The following is a 15499-nucleotide window of genomic DNA, read 5'->3' on the forward strand; positions in this document are numbered from 1 at the left end:
TTCTCTCCATGAGGAGAAGGTTCTTTTGGGATTTAAAAAGGAAACGATATGAAGAAATATATTTTTATGCGTGTCTTGCGGTCATTGGTTTCTATCTTCTTAGTAACAACCTTGACTTACACGATTATCTATACAATGGTTCCTCGAAAATTGATTTTCAAACAGGATACCAACTATAACAAGATTGCGACAACTGCTGATAAACGTGATAACTATGAGAATACTGTCTATGAGCGTATGGGCTATATCGAGTACTACGATACCAAAGAGTTGCAAGAAAAAGCTAGCCAGATGGATGCTTCTGTAACCGTTGAAGCCAATGATACCAACAAGGCCATCTATGAAAAATACATCAAACAAATCGGTCATGGTTGGACCCTGGGAGAATTTACTGAAAGTGGCCAATTCTACGCTACTCGTGAAATCCCAATTTTTGAACGTGTTTTTCACTTCTATGCTAACTTGATTGACATTGACCATACTAATAAAATTCAAGACCCTGAAAATCCAGACTTGAAACGTTACCTTCGTTTTGAAAATGATCCAGCGATCGGATGGTCATTGGTTGGTTCAGGAACTAAACATAAATATCTCTTGTACTTCAACGGTCAGTTCCCATTTGTGCATCAAAACTTTGTGAATATCAATTTAGGTGACTCTTATCCAACCTATGCTAATACACCAGTTCTTCAGGTTATTACTCAAGGTCAAGGACAAACCAAAACTGCCCAAGTTCAGTTCCCAACAGGTAAGAAAACTTCTTCTGTAAATATTTACTCAAGAACCTATAAATCACCTAGTCAGGCTGATTCTCGTGAAGTAGCCAACTACGGAAAAGATGATCCTTATACAGCTACAGAAAGTAACTACCAATATCCTTCTATGATTACCAGCTCTGCAGTCGTTGGATTGATTGGTTTGGTGATTTCTTATGCGATTGCCGTGCCACTTGGTTCAGCTATGGCTCGCTTCAAGAACACATGGATTGATAGTTTCTCAACAGGGGCTTTGACCTTCTTGATGGCTCTTCCAACAATTGCCTTGGTTTATATCGTTCGTTTGGCTGGTTCTTCAATCGGCTTGCCAGATTCATTCCCTATCTTGGGTGCTGGAGATTGGCGTTCGTATGTTTTACCAGCAGTTATCCTTGGTTTGTTGGGTGCTCCTGGTACAGCTATTTGGATTCGTCGTTACATGATTGACTTACAGTCACAGGATTTTGTTCGTTTTGCTCGTGCAAAAGGTTTGTCTGAAAAAGAAATTTCAAACAAACATATCTTTAAAAATGCCATGGTTCCGCTGGTTTCAGGAATTCCTGGTGCTGTTATGGGGGTTATCGGTGGTGCAACCCTTACTGAAACAGTCTTCGCTTTCCCAGGTATGGGTAAAATGTTGATTGACTCTGTAAAAGCATCTAATAACTCTATGGTCGTTGGTCTTGTCTTCATCTTTACATGTATTTCTATCTTCTCACTTCTTTTGGGAGATATTTGGATGACCATTATTGATCCACGTATTAAATTGACTGAGAAAGGAGGCAAATAATGTCTACAATCGATAAAGAAAAATTTCAGTTCGTAAAACGTGACGATTTTGCCTCTGAAGTCATTGATGCGCCAGCATATTCTTACTGGAAGTCAGTGTTTAGACAATTTATGAAGAAAAAATCAACTGTAGTCATGTTGGGAATCTTGGTAGCCATCATTTTGATGAGTTTCATCTACCCAATGTTTTCTAAGTTTGATTTCAATGATGTCAGCAAGGTAAACGACTTTAGTGCTCGTTATATCAAGCCAAATGCTGAGCATTGGTTCGGTACAGACAGTAATGGTAAATCTCTCTTTGACGGTGTCTGGTTCGGAGCTCGTAACTCTATCCTCATTTCTGTGATTGCGACAGTGATTAACTTGGTTATCGGTGTTTTTGTCGGTGGTATTTGGGGAATTTCAAAATCAGTTGACCGTGTCATGATGGAAGTTTATAACGTCATCTCAAATATCCCATCTCTCTTGATTGTCATTGTCTTGACTTACTCAATCGGAGCTGGATTCTGGAATCTGATTTTTGCTATGAGTGTAACGACATGGATTGGGATTGCCTTCATGATCCGTGTGCAAATCTTGCGTTATCGTGACTTGGAATACAACTTGGCGTCACGTACTTTGGGAACTCCAACCTTGAAGATTGTTGCCAAAAATATCATGCCTCAATTGGTATCTGTTATTGTGACAACCATGACACAAATGCTTCCAAGCTTTATCTCATACGAAGCCTTCTTGTCATTCTTCGGTCTTGGATTACCAATCACAGTGCCAAGTTTGGGTCGTTTGATTTCAGATTATTCACAAAACGTAACAACCAATGCTTACTTGTTCTGGATTCCATTGACAACTCTTGTCTTGGTATCCTTATCCCTTTTCGTAGTTGGTCAAAACTTAGCGGATGCTAGTGATCCACGTACACATAGATAGGAGTAGAAATGACAAAAGAAAAAAATGTAATTTTGACTGCTCGCGATATTGTCGTGGAATTTGACGTTCGTGACAAAGTATTGACAGCCATTCGCGGCGTTTCCCTTGAACTAGTTGAAGGTGAAGTATTGGCCTTGGTAGGTGAGTCAGGATCAGGTAAATCTGTTTTGACAAAGACCTTCACAGGTATGCTCGAAGAAAATGGTCGTATTGCCCAAGGTAGCATTGACTACCGTGGTCAGGATTTGACAGCTCTATCTTCTCACAAGGATTGGGAACAAATTCGGGGTGCTAAGATTGCGACTATCTTCCAAGATCCAATGACTAGTTTGGACCCAATTAAAACAATTGGTAGTCAAATTACAGAAGTTATTGTAAAACACCAAGGAAAAACAGCTAAAGAAGCAAAAGAATTGGCCATTGACTACATGAATAAGGTTGGGATTCCAGACGCAGATAGACGTTTTGATGAATACCCATTCCAATATTCTGGAGGAATGCGTCAACGTATCGTTATTGCCATTGCCCTTGCTTGCCGACCTGATGTCTTGATCTGTGATGAGCCAACGACTGCCTTGGATGTGACTATCCAAGCACAGATTATTGATTTGCTGAAATCTTTACAAAACGAGTACCATTTCACAACAATCTTTATCACTCACGACCTTGGTGTGGTGGCAAGTATTGCGGATAAGGTAGCGGTTATGTATGCAGGAGAAATCGTTGAGTATGGAACTGTTGAGGAAGTCTTCTATGACCCTCGCCATCCATATACATGGAGTCTCTTGTCTAGCTTGCCTCAGCTTGCTGATGATAAAGGGGATCTTTACTCAATCCCAGGAACACCTCCGTCACTTTATACTGACCTGAAAGGGGATGCCTTTGCCTTGCGTTCAGACTATGCAATGCAAATTGACTTTGAACAAAAAGCTCCTCAATTCTCAGTATCAGAGACACATTGGGCTAAAACTTGGCTTCTTCATGAGGATGCTCCAAAAGTAGAAAAACCAGCTGTGATTGCAAATCTCCATGATAAGATCCGTGATAAAATGGGATTTGCCCATCTGGCAGACTAGGAGGAAGGAAATGTCTGAAAAATTAGTAGAAATCAAAGATTTAGAAATTTCCTTTGGTGAAGGAAGTAAGAAGTTTGTCGCAGTTAAAAATGCTAACTTCTTTATCAACAAGGGAGAAACGTTCTCGCTTGTAGGTGAGTCAGGTAGTGGGAAAACAACTATTGGTCGTGCGATAATCGGTCTCAATGATACAAGTAATGGAGATATCATTTTTGAAGGTCAAAAGATTAATGGTAAGAAATCGCGTGAACAAGCTGCAGAATTGATTCGTCGTATCCAGATGATTTTTCAAGACCCTGCCGCAAGTTTGAATGAACGTGCGACTGTTGATTATATTATTTCTGAAGGTCTTTACAATCATCATCTGTTCAAGGATGAAGAAGAACGTAAAGAGAAAGTTCAAAATATTATCCGTGAAGTAGGTCTTCTTGCTGAGCACTTGACTCGTTACCCTCATGAATTCTCAGGTGGTCAACGTCAACGTATCGGTATTGCCCGTGCCTTGGTCATGCAACCAGACTTTGTTATTGCGGATGAGCCCATTTCAGCCTTGGACGTTTCTGTTCGTGCCCAAGTCTTGAACTTACTCAAAAAATTCCAAAAAGAACTTGGTTTGACCTATCTCTTTATCGCCCATGATTTGTCTGTCGTTCGCTTTATTTCAGATCGTATCGCAGTTATTTATAAGGGTGTTATTGTAGAAGTTGCAGAAACAGAAGAATTGTTTAACAATCCAATTCATCCATATACTCAAGCCTTGCTTTCAGCGGTACCAATTCCAGACCCAATCTTGGAACGCAAGAAAGTCTTGAAGGTTTACGACCCAAGTCAACACGACTATGAGACTGATAAGCCATCCATGGTAGAAATCCGTCCAGGTCACTATGTTTGGGCTAACCAAGCCGAATTGACGCGTTACCAAAAAGGATTAAACTAATAATGGTTTTATAATTTCCATATCAACTTTTGTGGAAATTATAAACCTTTTTTTGTTGGCCTTATTTGAAAATGCTTTGAAAGCGTCCTGAAAGAATTTTCGAAAAATTTTAAAAAATTCTGAAATATTCTTGACAGGTGATGAAAAAGGTGGTAAGATAGGAAACATCAAAAAAGAAAGCAGAAAAAGAAATGAATAAGAGACAAGCTGTAACTATGAATCAAAACTTTTACTTTAGCTACTTTAGATAGTGTTTGTAGACATGTCACCATGGATGCAAACAGTTCAAGCAATTTGTTTGTATCTATGTGGCTAAGATTTTTGATTGTGGTCCATATAGATGAATATCTAAATGGACTAGCTAAGTTGTAACTTGTTAGATTATTTCAAGCATCCGTTTAGATAGTATCTAGGCGGTTTTTTGTTTTATCTTTTCTGAGAAGGAGTTTCATTATGAAAGTTGTTCGAAAATTACTAGCCCCCCTCTTGGTAGTGGGGATTCTCTTGACCTCTCTGATCAGTTTGCATCAGTTGAAGGCAGATAAGAAAAAAGATGTGTTTCGCATTGGTATTTCGCAATTTATTACCCATCAGTCCTTAGACGCTACTAGAGAAGGATTTGTGGATGAGCTGGCTAAACAAGGCTATGTTGAGGGGAAAAATATTGAGATTGATTTGCAAAATGCACAGGGGGAGCAAAGAAATCTAAAAACCATTTCCCAGCAACTAGCAGAATCTAGTGATGTCGTTCTAGCTATCGCAACGCCTTCTGCTCAGAGCTTGGCCAATACAACACAAACGACACCGGTTATCTTTTCAGCGGTAACAGATCCTGTCAGTGCCAAGCTAGTTGAGTCAAGAGAACATCCTGGGGGTAATGTAACTGGGACAAGCGATCAGTCATCAGATGCCATTTCAACCCAAATCAATTTGATAAAGAAAGTGTTGCCAAAAGCTAAAACGATTGGAATTCTCTATACCCAGAGCGAGCCAAACTCAGTTGTCCAAAAGGATGAAGCTAAGCGCCTTCTGGAAGAAAAAGGCTTTACCGTTGTTGAAAAAACAATCTTGGACAGTAATAACGTCAAGGCTGCTGCAGAGAGCTTGATGACAGAGGTGGATATGGTTTTTGTACCAACTGATAATATCATTTCGTCAACCATGGAAACAGTCAAGCAGGTTTCTATTAAACATAAGGTACCAGTATTTGGTGGTTCAACAGAAATGGTTGCGGTTGGTGGCTTGTATAACTACGGAACCAATTATGAAGAATTGGGAAGACAGACAGCACGAATGCTGATTCGTGTTTTAAAAGGTGAAAAGCCAGAAAATATAGCAGTTGAGTTGCCTGAAAAATTGGAATTGCATACCAATCAAGAAATGGCAGATGCACTAGGAATTGATATCAGTAAGTTAGAAGGCAAGGAATAAGGAGGTTTAAGATGAATTTTGTGCTATCTAGTTTATCAGAAGGTTTGTTGTGGTCGATTATGGCGATTGGAGTCTACTTGACTTTCCGTATTTTGGATATTGCGGATATGACTGCTGAGGGAGCCTTTCCTCTGGGGGCGGCTGTCGTCGTATCTCAGATACAGGCAGGGGCAAATCCTTGGCTTGCGACCTTACTTGCTTTGCTGGCAGGTATGGTAGCAGGTCTTGTATCAGGAATGCTTCACACCAAGATGAAAATTCCAGCTCTCTTGACAGGGATTGTGACCTTGACAGGGCTTTATTCCATCAATATTAAAATCATGGGAAGCGTGCCTAATCTTTCCTTGGGAGATTCTGTAACCGTCTTTAAACAGTTGGCTAGCTTGGGACTGACAAATGAAGAAGCTGTTTTCTCATTTAGTTTGGCCTGTCTATTACTTGTTTGTCTAGTCTTGACTCTTTTGATGAAAACGGAGATTGGCTTGGTCTTGCGTTCGACTGGGGACAATATTCCGATGAGTGAGGCAAATGGGGTCAATGTAGACACCATGAAGATTGTTGGTTACATGATTTCAAACGGCTTGATTGCCTTATGTGGTTCCTTGTTTGCCCAAAATGATGGATTTTCAGATGTGACTTCTGGGACAGGAACCATCGTTGTTGGTTTGAGTGCAGTGATTATTGCGGAAGTCTTGATACACGATTTGACCATTGGAGGCCGCTTGTTATCCATCGGAATCGGTGCTATTGTTTACCGTTTGATTATTTTAAATATCTATGAAATTCCAAATCTAGATCAAAACTTAGTTCGTCTCTTTAATGCAATCTTGCTCGCCTTAGTTTTATTTGCACCAGAATTGCAAAAGAGATTAAAGATTCGTGGTCTGAAATTGAGAAATGAATAGGAGGAGAAAGTTATGGCAAGTTTATTAACGCTTGAAAATATTCACAAAACATTTGAAGCAGGGACGGTCAATGAGAACCATGTCCTCAAAGGATTAGATTTAGAGGTTGAAGAGGGAGATTTTATCTCTGTGATTGGTGGAAATGGAGCAGGGAAATCCACTTTGATGAATATCTTGGCTGGTAATCTATCGGTGGACGAAGGGGACCTTTTATTGGCAGGCAAATCCATTAAAAATCTGAGTGTCAGAAAGAGAGCCAAGGATATCGCCCGTGTTTTTCAAGATCCTAAGATGGGAACGGCTTCTCGTTTGACGATTGAGGAGAATATGGCTATTGCCTTGAGACGCGGGCAGAAGAGAGGGCTTGGCTGGGGTGTGAAGGAGAAGGACAGAATCCAGTTCCAAGAGGCCTTGAAGGAGTTGAATATTGGTCTTGAAAACCGCTTAAAAGTAGATACTCAATATCTCTCAGGAGGGCAAAGACAGGCCTTGACCCTAGTCATGGCAGCTCTGGTGAAACCCAAACTTTTGCTTTTGGATGAACATACTGCGGCACTTGACCCGAAAACGAGTCAAATGGTGATGAATTTGACGCAAAAAATTGTGGAACACCATCAGTTGACGACTTTGATGATTACCCACGATATGAACCATGCGATTGAGTATGGTAATCGTCTCATTATGCTCTATCAAGGCAAGATAGTGGTGGATGTCAAGGGAGAGGAGAAAAAGCATCTGACAGTTGAAGACCTCATGCATCTCTTCCAGAAAAATAGTGGCCAAAGTCTAGTCAGTGATGAATTGGTTTTGGGATAAAGAAAAAGGCTGAGATGTGGCTCAATAATTTTTATGCTACAGAAGTGGAGATTGACTTACATCTAGCCTACCAAAAAGGACAAATTTTGATTTCCAATTATGAAGATGCAGAAGTGTCTGAAAAAATTCTACTCAAACCCTATCAAACTTTGGCTATCTATGTAAATTAAACTCAGTAAGGAGCCCTCTTTTGCAGAAAAGCAGGGTTCTTTTTGCTGTCTATTCCCTCCCTGAAAGCGTAAAACAAACTGGTCAGGGTGGCTAGTTTGTGGTATAATGAAAGAGACCCAAAAAGAAACAGGAGAAAAATGATGGATTTACTTTTAGCAATTGTATTGATTGTGCTAGCTTTTCTAGGAGGAGCTCTTGGAGGAATGTACTTGGTTCGTAAGCAAATTGAAAAAGAATTCGCTGACAACCCACGTTTGAATGCTGAAGCAGTTCGTACTCTTTTGAGTGCAAATGGTCAAAAACCAAGCGAAGCAAAGGTACAACAAGTTTACCACCAAATCATCCGCCAACAAAAGGCAGCCCTTGCTAACAATAAAAAGAAAAAATAAATAAGGAAAAGTCTGGGATGAAAGTTCCAGACTTCTCACTATGTTGGCTAAGGGTTTAGGGATGAGACTTTTTCCTTGCATTCTATTGATATTTGATTATGATTAAGAGAGATAGTTGTTGATTAGGCTGTCATTATTCAGTTCATAAGGAACGGTAATCATAATGAACTATCAATCAGAAAAAAGACTAGAAAGAAGACTGTATGGATAATCGACCAATTGGTTTTTTGGATTCGGGTGTCGGGGGCTTGACCGTTGTGCGCGAGCTCATGCGCCAGCTTCCCCATGAAGAAATCGTCTATATTGGAGATTCGGCACGGGCGCCCTATGGTCCCCGTCCTGCTGAGCAAATTCGTGAATATACTTGGCAGTTGGTCAACTTTCTTTTGACCAAGGATGTCAAAATGATTGTCATTGCTTGTAATACTGCGACTGCGGTCGTCTGGGAAGAAATCAAGGCTCAACTAGACATTCCTGTCTTGGGTGTAATTTTGCCAGGAGCTTCAGCGGCCATCAAGTCCAGCCAAGGTGGGAAAATCGGAGTGATTGGAACGCCCATGACGGTAGAATCAGACATCTACCGTCAGAAAATCCATGATTTGGATCCGGACTTACAGGTGGAGAGTTTGGCCTGTCCCAAGTTTGCTCCCTTGGTGGAGTCTGGTGCCCTGTCAACCAGTGTCACTAAGAAAGTGGTCTATGAAACCCTGCGTCCCTTGGTTGGAAAGGTGGATAGCCTGATTTTGGGTTGTACCCATTATCCACTGCTCAGACCTATTATTCAAAATGTCATGGGACCCAAGGTTCAGCTCATTGATAGTGGGGCAGAGTGCGTACGGGATATCTCAGTCTTACTTAATTATTTTGAAATCAATCGTGGTCGCGATGCTAGACCACTCCATCACCGTTTTTACACAACAGCCAGCAGCCAAAGTTTTGCACAAATTGGTGAAGAATGGCTGGAAAAAGAGATTTATGTGGAGCATGTAGAATTATGACAAATAAAATTTATGAATATAAGGATGACCAGGACTGGTATGTTGGGTCCTATAGTATTTTTGGTGGTGTCCGGACGTTGACTGATGAAGACTTGGATTTTCCTCTAGTTGGATTGGCCAAAATCTTTCGAGACGAGGAACGAGGTTTTCCACTTTCAGTTACTGTTTTACGCTATGGTTCTCCCTACCGTTTATTGTCTTTTGTAGTAGATATCCTTAACCAAGAAATGAGACGAAATTTGGAAGTTATTCAACGTCAGGGAGTCCTGCTCTTGGTTGAAAATGGGCAGCTCTTGTATGTAGAATTGCCCAAAGAAGGTGTTGATGTAGAAGCCTTCTTTGAGACAAACAAGGTCAGAGAAACCCTATTAATTGCGACTCGTAACGAGGGCAAAACCAAGGAATTCCGAGCTATCTTTGATAAGTTAGGCTACGATGTGGAAAATCTTAATGACTATCCTGACCTGCCTGAAGTAGCAGAAACAGGCATGACCTTTGAAGAAAATGCCCGCCTCAAGGCAGAAACCATTTCTCAATTAACGGGCAAGATGGTTCTGGCAGATGATTCTGGACTTAAAGTTGATGTCCTTGGTGGCTTGCCAGGTGTCTGGTCAGCTCGTTTCGCAGGTGTGGGAGCTACTGACCGTGAAAACAATGCCAAACTCTTGCACGAATTGGCCATGGTCTTTGAACTCAAGGACCGCTCGGCTCAATTCCATACAACCCTAGTCGTAGCCAGCCCAAACAAGGAAAGCTTGGTTGTTGAAGCAGACTGGCCTGGCTACATTAACTTTGAACCTAAGGGTGAAAATGGATTTGGTTACGATCCTCTCTTCCTTGTAGGAGAGACAGGCAAGTCCTCAGCTGAATTAACCCTTGAAGAAAAAAATAGTCAATCTCACCGTTCCTTAGCTGTTAAGAAACTTTTGGAGGTATTTCCATCATGGCAAAGCAAACCATCATTGTAATGAGCGATTCTCATGGCGATAGCTTGATTGTGGAAGAAATCCGTGATCGCTATGTAGGCAAAGTTGACGCCGTTTTTCATAACGGCGATTCTGAACTGCGTCCTGATTCTCCCCTTTGGGAAGGCATCCGTGTTGTTAAAGGGAACATGGACTTCTACGCCGGCTACCCAGAACGTTTGGTGACCGAGCTTGGTTCGACCAAGATTATACAAACCCATGGTCACTTGTTTGACATCAATTTCAACTTTCAAAAGTTGGACTACTGGGCTCAAGAAGAAGAGGCTGATATCTGCCTTTATGGTCACTTGCATGTGCCAAGTGCTTGGATGGAAGGCAAGACCCTCTTTCTAAATCCAGGTTCCATCAGTCAACCACGTGGGACCATCAGAGAATGTCTCTATGCTCGTGTGGAGATTGATGATAGTTACTTCAAAGTGGACTTTTTGACACGAGACCATGAGGTGTATCCAGGCTTGTCCAAGGAGTTTAGCCGATGATTGCCAAGGAGTTTGAGACTTTCTTGTTGGGGCAGGAGGAAACTTTTTTGACCCCTGCTGAAAATCTAGCCGTGTTGATTGATACCCACAATGCGGATCATGCGACCCTCTTGCTCAGTCAGATGACCTATACCCGTGTTCCTGTTGTGACAGATGAAAAACAGTTTGTTGGGACGATTGGCCTCAGAGATATTTTGGCTTATCAGATGGAGCATGACTTGAGACAAGAAATTATGGCGGATACGGATATTGTTCATATGACCAAAACGGACGTAGCGGTTGTTTCGCCTGATTTTACCATTACGGAGGTCTTGCACAAGTTGGTAGATGAGTCCTTCTTGCCAGTTGTGGATGCGTCTGGTATTTTCCAAGGGATTATCACGCGCAAGTCTATCCTCAAGGCAGTGAATGCTCTCTTGCATGACTTTAGTAAGGAATATGAGATTCGATGCAAATGAGAGATAGGATTTCAGATTTCTTAGAGGAAAAGCAGGGCTTATCTGCCAATTCCAAGCAGTCCTATAAGTATGATCTGGAGCAATTTTTAGACCTTGTGGGCGAGCGGATTTCTGAGACTAGTCTCAAGATTTACCAAGCCAAGCTAGCCAATCTAAAAATCAGCGCCCAGAAACGAAAAATTTCGGCCTGTAACCAATTTATCTACTTTCTCTATCAAAAAGGAGAAGTGGATAGCTTTTATCGTTTGGAATTAGCCAAACAAGCTGAAAAGAAGACCGAAAAACCAGAACTGTTAGACCTAGACTCTTTTTGGCAGGAAAGCGACTATCCAGAGGGACGCTTGCTGGCGCTCTTAATCCTAGAAATGGGGCTCTTGCCGAGTGAGATTCTGGCTCTCAAGGTTGCGGATATCAATCTGGATTTTCAAGTGTTGAGAATCCAGAAGGCTTCCCAACAGAGGATTGTCACCATTCCCACAACCTTGCTTTCAGAATTAGAACCCTTGATGGGGCAAAGTTATCTCTTTGAAAGGGGAGGGAAAGCCTATTCTCGTCAGTGGGCCTTTCGTCAGTTAGAAGCTTTTGTCAAGGAGAAAGGTTTTCCAGCTCTGTCAGCCCAAGCCTTGCGGGAACAGTTCATTCTACGACAAATTGAAAACAAGGTCGATTTGTACGAAATTGCAAAAAAATTAGGATTAAAAACAGTCCTGACCTTAGAAAAATATAGATAATGGATATTAAATTAAAAGATTTTGAAGGGCCCCTGGACTTGCTCTTGCACCTGGTTTCTAAGTACCAGATGGATATCTACGATGTACCTATCACAGAAGTCATCGAACAGTATCTAGCCTATGTCTCAACCCTGCAGGCCATGCGTCTGGAAGTGACGGGTGAGTACATGGTCATGGCTAGTCAGCTCATGCTGATCAAGAGTCGCAAGCTCTTGCCAAAGGTAGCAGAAGTGACAGATTTGGAAGATGACCTAGAGCAGGATCTCCTCTTTCAAATCGAAGAATACCGCAAGTTCAAGCTCTTGGGGGAGCATTTGGAAGCCAAGCACCAAGATCGGGCCCAGTATTATTCCAAAGCACCGACAGAGTTGATTTACGAAGATGCGGAGCTTGTGCATGATAGGACTACCATTGACCTCTTTTTAGCTTTTTCAAATATCCTAGCTAAGAAAAAAGAAGAGTTTGCACAAAATCACACGACTATCTTGCGGGATGAGTATAAGATTGAGGACATGATGGTCATCGTGAAAGAGTCCTTGACTGGACGAGATCAATTGCGCTTACAGGATTTGTTTAAGGAAGCCCAGAATGTCCAAGAGGTCATTACCCTCTTTTTGGCAACCCTAGAGCTAATCAAAACCCAGGAGCTGATTCTTGTGCAGGAGGAAAGTTTCGGAGATATTTATCTCATGGAAAAGAAGGAAGAAAGTCAAGTGACCCAAAGCTAGACTTGATAGAGAGGAAAGATGAGTACTTTAGCAAAAATAGAAGCGCTCTTGTTTGTAGCGGGTGAAGATGGGATTAGAGTCCGTCAGTTAGCTGAACTCCTCTCTCTGCCACCGACAGGCATCCAACAGAGTTTAGAAAAATTAGCCCAGAAGTATGAAAAGGACCCGGATTTCAGTTTGGCTCTGATTGAGACTGGTGGTGCTTATAGATTGGTGACCAAGCCTCAGTTTTCAGAGATTTTGAAGGAATACTCTAAGGCACCTATCAACCAGAGTTTATCTCGGGCTGCCCTTGAGACTTTGTCCATCATTGCCTACAAACAGCCCATCACACGGATAGAGATTGATGCCATCCGTGGGGTCAACTCGAGTGGGGCCTTGGCAAAGTTGCAGGCTTTTGACCTGATAAAGGAAGACGGGAAAAAAGAAGTGTTGGGTCGCCCCAACCTCTATGTGACTACGGATTATTTCCTAGATTACATGGGGATAAACCATTTAGAAGAATTACCAGTGATTGATGAGCTTGAGATTCAAGCCCAAGAAAGCCAATTATTTGGTGAAAGGATAGAAGAAGATGAGAATCAATAAATATATTGCCCACGCAGGTGTGGCCAGTAGGAGAAAAGCAGAAGAGCTGATCAAGCAAGGCTTGGTGACGGTTAACGGCCAAGTGGTACGTGAACTAGCAACGACTATCAAGTCAGGCGACAAGGTCGAAGTTGAAGGTCAACCTATCTACAACGAAGAAAAGGTCTATTATCTGCTTAACAAACCACGCGGTGTCATTTCCAGTGTGACAGATGACAAGGGTCGCAAGACTGTTGTGGACCTCTTGCCCAATGTGAAAGAGCGCATCTACCCTGTAGGTCGTTTGGATTGGGATACATCAGGAGTCTTGATTTTGACCAATGACGGGGATTTTACAGATGAGATGATTCACCCTCGTAATGAGATTGATAAGGTTTATGTCGCGCGTGTTAAAGGTGTGGCCAATAAGGATAATCTCCGCCCCTTGACCCGTGGACTTGAGATTGATGGCAAGAAAACCAAGCCGGCTGTCTATGAGATTCTCAAAGTGGATCCAGTCAAAAACCGCTCTGTGGTGCAGTTGACCATCCATGAAGGGCGTAACCACCAGGTTAAAAAGATGTTTGAAGCTGTCGGCCTTCAAGTGGACAAGTTGTCACGTACACGTTTCGGACATCTAGACTTGACAGGACTCCGTCCAGGAGAATCCCGTCGTCTTAACAAAAAAGAAATCAGTCAACTACACACCATGGCTGTAACCAAGAAATAATGAAACGAATTTTAATAGCGCCTGTGCGCTTTTACCAACGTTTTATCTCGCCAGCCTTTCCCCCCTCTTGTCGCTTTGAGCCGACTTGTTCCAACTACATGATTGAGGCTATTGAAAAACATGGCTTCAAGGGTGTTTTGATGGGCTTGGCTCGGATTTTACGTTGCCATCCCTGGTCGAAAACAGGTAAGGACCCCGTCCCAGACCATTTTTCTTTAAAGAGAAATTCAAAATAATACTCAATGAAAATCAAAGAGCAAACTAGGAAACTAGCCGCAGGCTGCTCAAAACAGTGTTTTGAGGTTGTGGATAGAACTGACGAAGTCAGCTCAAAATACTATTTTGAGGTTGCAGATAGAACTGACGAAGTCAGTAACATCTATACGGTAAGGCGATGTTGATGTGGTTTGAAGAGATTTTTGAAGAGTATAAATTAGATTCTAATGTATAAAACACAGATAGATGATACTTGGTATTTATCAAGTGCCATCTATCTGTGTTTTTATTTATGATTGATGTTTCTGCTATTTATTCCAAAATGTTTTTGCCTTCTTTAACACGCCAATGATAATCCGATAAAATAATATCTTCAAGAGAGTAACTAGCCTTCCAATCAAGGTATTTTTTAGCTTTTGAAGCATCTGCTAGGACGCTGGCTGGGTCACCAGCACGGCGAGCAACAATTTCGTGTGGTATTTTTTGATTCAGTAGTTCTTCAGCAGTTTTAAAGATTTCTTTGACGGTATAGCCTTTTTCAGTTCCTAAGTTAAAGATTTGAGAAGAACTGTTTTCTTGAAATAGGTAGTTCATTCCTTTAACATGAGCCTGTGCAAGGTCCAAGACATGAATGTAATCTCGAATACATGAACCATCACGTGTATCGTAGTCATCTCCAAATATTTTCAGACTATCATTTTGTCCCAATGCGGTCTTGTTGATGTTGGGAATGATGTGGGTTGGATTTTTCACTCGCAGACCGTTTGAAGCATCCATTTCAGCCCCAGCAACATTAAAGTAACGGAAAATAACATATTTCCAATCGTAGCGATTGGCCATCCAGTAAATCATTCGTTCGCCCATCAGTTTTGTTTCTGCATAAGGGTTGACAGGGTCGAGCAGGGTATCTTCAGTTGCAGGCTTGTCAATACAGTTATTACCATAGAGGGAAGCAGTCGAAGAGAACATGATTTTTTGAATGCCAACTTCAGATAAGACTTTGAGAACTTGGTTCATACCAGCAACATTGGCAGTGAAGTATTTACTTGGATTTTCAATACTTTCGCTCACAACAATCTCACCTGCACAATGGAGAACAGCATCAATCTGATTTTCTTCCAAATAAGTTTTTAAGGCGCTAGCATCATAAACATCCAGTTGTTTAAAGCTAGCACGACTATCTACAGCCACTCGATTTCCTGTAGAGAGATTATCTAGAACATGTACTTGATAGCCAGCATTTAAAAGAGCTTTAACGGTATGGGAGCCAATGTAGCCAGCCCCACCTGTAACAAGAATTGTTTTGGTCATGATTTTTTTCCTTTTCTAGTTTTGTACTATTTTAAAGAAATAAGAAGGCAAAGTCAACTATTTTCTGCAAATTTCATAAAAATCTGAACGAATATAGCA

19 protein-coding genes and 1 pseudogene are annotated in these 15499 nt (G+C 41.6%); 19 read left to right on the forward strand and 1 reads right to left on the reverse strand.

Translation table 11 applies throughout. The features are described from left to right. Nucleotides 1–48 precede the first annotated feature (48 nt). The 19 genes and pseudogenes from SMI_RS01685 to SMI_RS10715 all read left to right on the forward strand — a co-directional run bounded on the left by SMI_RS01685 (nucleotide 49) and on the right by SMI_RS10715 (nucleotide 14274). Nucleotides 49–1545 carry an ABC transporter permease gene (locus SMI_RS01685; RefSeq protein ID WP_000759913.1) on the forward strand — a complete coding sequence of 499 codons (1497 nt, stop codon included), beginning with the start codon at nucleotides 49–51 and terminating at the stop codon, nucleotides 1543–1545. Then, entirely contained in the window at nucleotides 1545–2471 is a 927-nt protein-coding gene (gene oppC, locus SMI_RS01690; protein ID WP_000103704.1) for an oligopeptide ABC transporter permease OppC, read from the forward strand. The genes SMI_RS01685 and oppC overlap by 1 nt, the downstream gene beginning before the upstream one ends. Nucleotides 2472–2479: 8 nt before the next feature. Further along, nucleotides 2480–3547 (forward strand): ABC transporter ATP-binding protein, encoded by a 1068-nt coding sequence (locus SMI_RS01695; RefSeq protein ID WP_000159549.1) that lies wholly within the window; start codon nucleotides 2480–2482, stop codon nucleotides 3545–3547. A 10-nt stretch (nucleotides 3548–3557) separates the two neighbouring features. Continuing rightward, nucleotides 3558–4484: an ATP-binding cassette domain-containing protein gene (locus SMI_RS01700; protein WP_001291304.1), complete on the forward strand. Its 927-nt coding sequence runs from the start codon at nucleotides 3558–3560 to the stop codon at nucleotides 4482–4484. 453 nt (nucleotides 4485–4937) lie between these two features. Next, nucleotides 4938–5915 carry an ABC transporter substrate-binding protein gene (locus SMI_RS01705; protein WP_000869841.1) on the forward strand — a complete coding sequence of 326 codons (978 nt, stop codon included), beginning with the start codon at nucleotides 4938–4940 and terminating at the stop codon, nucleotides 5913–5915. 11 nt (nucleotides 5916–5926) lie between these two features. Further along, complete coding sequence (locus SMI_RS01710) at nucleotides 5927–6820, forward strand: ABC transporter permease (protein WP_001012080.1); 894 nt, start codon at nucleotides 5927–5929, stop codon at nucleotides 6818–6820. Between the two features lie 12 nt (nucleotides 6821–6832). After that, a complete protein-coding gene (locus SMI_RS01715) occupies nucleotides 6833–7636 on the forward strand; it encodes an ABC transporter ATP-binding protein (protein WP_000157662.1) in 804 nt (267 codons plus the stop codon). A 20-nt stretch (nucleotides 7637–7656) separates the two neighbouring features. Continuing rightward, nucleotides 7657–7806, forward strand: a pseudogene (locus SMI_RS01720) (alpha,alpha-phosphotrehalase); the annotation flags it as partial. Nucleotides 7807–7947: 141 nt separating this feature from the next. Beyond that, nucleotides 7948–8196: a YneF family protein gene (locus SMI_RS01725; RefSeq protein WP_000364990.1), complete on the forward strand. Its 249-nt coding sequence runs from the start codon at nucleotides 7948–7950 to the stop codon at nucleotides 8194–8196. Nucleotides 8197–8399: 203 nt separating this feature from the next. Further along, complete coding sequence (gene racE, locus SMI_RS01730) at nucleotides 8400–9194, forward strand: glutamate racemase (protein WP_000370370.1); 795 nt, start codon at nucleotides 8400–8402, stop codon at nucleotides 9192–9194. After that, nucleotides 9191–10162 (forward strand): nucleoside-triphosphate diphosphatase, encoded by a 972-nt coding sequence (locus SMI_RS01735; RefSeq protein WP_000182421.1) that lies wholly within the window; start codon nucleotides 9191–9193, stop codon nucleotides 10160–10162. Before racE ends, SMI_RS01735 begins: the two co-directional genes overlap by 4 nt. Continuing rightward, nucleotides 10138–10659, forward strand: coding sequence for a metallophosphoesterase (locus SMI_RS01740; protein WP_001118952.1), 522 nt, complete (start codon nucleotides 10138–10140; stop codon nucleotides 10657–10659). The genes SMI_RS01735 and SMI_RS01740 overlap by 25 nt, the downstream gene beginning before the upstream one ends. Further along, nucleotides 10656–11117 carry a cyclic-di-AMP-binding protein CbpB gene (gene cbpB, locus SMI_RS01745; protein WP_000560712.1) on the forward strand — a complete coding sequence of 154 codons (462 nt, stop codon included), beginning with the start codon at nucleotides 10656–10658 and terminating at the stop codon, nucleotides 11115–11117. The genes SMI_RS01740 and cbpB overlap by 4 nt, the downstream gene beginning before the upstream one ends. Then, complete coding sequence (gene xerD / locus SMI_RS01750; protein ID WP_343287556.1) at nucleotides 11114–11848, forward strand: site-specific tyrosine recombinase XerD; 735 nt, start codon at nucleotides 11114–11116, stop codon at nucleotides 11846–11848. The genes cbpB and xerD overlap by 4 nt, the downstream gene beginning before the upstream one ends. Then, nucleotides 11848–12576, forward strand: coding sequence for a segregation/condensation protein A (locus tag SMI_RS01755; protein WP_000351881.1), 729 nt, complete (start codon nucleotides 11848–11850; stop codon nucleotides 12574–12576). The genes xerD and SMI_RS01755 overlap by 1 nt, the downstream gene beginning before the upstream one ends. Before the next feature lie 18 nt (nucleotides 12577–12594). Next, nucleotides 12595–13164 carry an SMC-Scp complex subunit ScpB gene (gene scpB, locus SMI_RS01760; protein WP_000105299.1) on the forward strand — a complete coding sequence of 190 codons (570 nt, stop codon included), beginning with the start codon at nucleotides 12595–12597 and terminating at the stop codon, nucleotides 13162–13164. Continuing rightward, entirely contained in the window at nucleotides 13151–13873 is a 723-nt protein-coding gene (locus SMI_RS01765) for a pseudouridine synthase (protein ID WP_001222228.1), read from the forward strand. Before scpB ends, SMI_RS01765 begins: the two co-directional genes overlap by 14 nt. After that, nucleotides 13873–14109: a membrane protein insertion efficiency factor YidD gene (gene yidD / locus SMI_RS01770; RefSeq protein ID WP_012972444.1), complete on the forward strand. Its 237-nt coding sequence runs from the start codon at nucleotides 13873–13875 to the stop codon at nucleotides 14107–14109. Before SMI_RS01765 ends, yidD begins: the two co-directional genes overlap by 1 nt. A gap of 6 nt (nucleotides 14110–14115) precedes the next feature. After that, nucleotides 14116–14274, forward strand: coding sequence for a chlorohydrolase (locus SMI_RS10715; protein WP_231840211.1), 159 nt, complete (start codon nucleotides 14116–14118; stop codon nucleotides 14272–14274). A 127-nt stretch (nucleotides 14275–14401) separates the two neighbouring features. Here SMI_RS10715 and galE read toward each other — a convergent pair whose 3' ends face one another. Further along, complete coding sequence (galE, locus tag SMI_RS01780) at nucleotides 14402–15400, reverse strand: UDP-glucose 4-epimerase GalE (RefSeq protein WP_000167827.1); 999 nt, start codon at nucleotides 15398–15400, stop codon at nucleotides 14402–14404. Nucleotides 15401–15499 lie beyond the last annotated feature (99 nt).

Source organism: Streptococcus mitis B6 (assembly GCF_000027165.1).
In the GTDB taxonomy this organism is placed as follows: Bacteria; Bacillota; Bacilli; order Lactobacillales; family Streptococcaceae; genus Streptococcus; species Streptococcus mitis_AR.

Coding starts and splice junctions, on each gene's coding strand:
- SMI_RS01710 (WP_001012080.1), top strand. CDS start 5,927: ATGAATTTTGTGCTATCTAGTTTATCAGAAGGTTTGTTGTGGTCGATT.
- SMI_RS01735 (WP_000182421.1), top strand. CDS start 9,191: ATGACAAATAAAATTTATGAATATAAGGATGACCAGGACTGGTATGTT.
- SMI_RS01715 (WP_000157662.1), top strand. CDS start 6,833: ATGGCAAGTTTATTAACGCTTGAAAATATTCACAAAACATTTGAAGCA.
- SMI_RS01740 (WP_001118952.1), top strand. CDS start 10,138: ATGGCAAAGCAAACCATCATTGTAATGAGCGATTCTCATGGCGATAGC.
- cbpB (WP_000560712.1), top strand. CDS start 10,656: ATGATTGCCAAGGAGTTTGAGACTTTCTTGTTGGGGCAGGAGGAAACT.
- xerD (WP_343287556.1), top strand. CDS start 11,114: ATGAGAGATAGGATTTCAGATTTCTTAGAGGAAAAGCAGGGCTTATCT.
- SMI_RS10715 (WP_231840211.1), top strand. CDS start 14,116: ATGAAAATCAAAGAGCAAACTAGGAAACTAGCCGCAGGCTGCTCAAAA.
- racE (WP_000370370.1), top strand. CDS start 8,400: ATGGATAATCGACCAATTGGTTTTTTGGATTCGGGTGTCGGGGGCTTG.
- SMI_RS01755 (WP_000351881.1), top strand. CDS start 11,848: ATGGATATTAAATTAAAAGATTTTGAAGGGCCCCTGGACTTGCTCTTG.
- SMI_RS01725 (WP_000364990.1), top strand. CDS start 7,948: ATGGATTTACTTTTAGCAATTGTATTGATTGTGCTAGCTTTTCTAGGA.
- SMI_RS01705 (WP_000869841.1), top strand. CDS start 4,938: ATGAAAGTTGTTCGAAAATTACTAGCCCCCCTCTTGGTAGTGGGGATT.
- yidD (WP_012972444.1), top strand. CDS start 13,873: ATGAAACGAATTTTAATAGCGCCTGTGCGCTTTTACCAACGTTTTATC.
- oppC (WP_000103704.1), top strand. CDS start 1,545: ATGTCTACAATCGATAAAGAAAAATTTCAGTTCGTAAAACGTGACGAT.
- SMI_RS01685 (WP_000759913.1), top strand. CDS start 49: ATGAAGAAATATATTTTTATGCGTGTCTTGCGGTCATTGGTTTCTATC.
- SMI_RS01695 (WP_000159549.1), top strand. CDS start 2,480: ATGACAAAAGAAAAAAATGTAATTTTGACTGCTCGCGATATTGTCGTG.
- SMI_RS01700 (WP_001291304.1), top strand. CDS start 3,558: ATGTCTGAAAAATTAGTAGAAATCAAAGATTTAGAAATTTCCTTTGGT.
- scpB (WP_000105299.1), top strand. CDS start 12,595: ATGAGTACTTTAGCAAAAATAGAAGCGCTCTTGTTTGTAGCGGGTGAA.
- SMI_RS01765 (WP_001222228.1), top strand. CDS start 13,151: ATGAGAATCAATAAATATATTGCCCACGCAGGTGTGGCCAGTAGGAGA.
- galE (WP_000167827.1), bottom strand. CDS start 15,400: ATGACCAAAACAATTCTTGTTACAGGTGGGGCTGGCTACATTGGCTCC.